Source organism: Flavobacterium solisilvae, from assembly GCF_012911605.1.
Lineage (GTDB): Bacteria > Bacteroidota > Bacteroidia > Flavobacteriales > Flavobacteriaceae > Flavobacterium > Flavobacterium solisilvae.
The window spans coordinates 1-424 of sequence record NZ_JAAMPT010000137.1 but is presented as its reverse complement, the minus strand read 5'-3'; the positions used below and the strand labels follow the sequence as shown (position 1 = coordinate 424).

The 424-nt window shown below is 34.7% G+C and carries 1 protein-coding gene; it reads right to left on the bottom strand.

Going from position 1 to position 424, the window contains the following annotated elements; all coding sequences use genetic code 11:
- Window positions 1–424, bottom strand: a 424-nt coding sequence (locus G6042_RS00640; protein WP_169522351.1) for an ATP-binding protein, incomplete at both ends; no start/stop codon positions are given.

Genomic DNA, 424 nt, shown 5'->3' with positions numbered 1-424 from the left:
GTAATTCAATGCGATGGGATTGGTGTATGAGTCGGTCTAAAATGGCATCAGCTATGGTTTTTTCTCCAATTATATCGTACCAACCTTGAACTGGTATTTGAGAAGTTACGATTATAGAACCGTTATTGTGTCTATCTTCGATGATTTCTAAAAGTGTAATTCGGTTTTGACTATCTAATGCTTGAAGTCCAAAATCATCTAATATAATGACGTCTTGTCGTTCTATTTTGGCTAATTCTCTCAGATAAGAACCATCGGCTTTAGCCATTTTTAACTTAGCGAATAACTTGGATGTGTTGTAATAACTGACTTTATATCCTTGAATACAAGCTTGATAACCTAATGCTGTACCTAAAAAACTTTTACCTACTCCCGTGCTTCCTGTGATTAATACATTTTGATTTTTCTCAACAAAATCGCATGC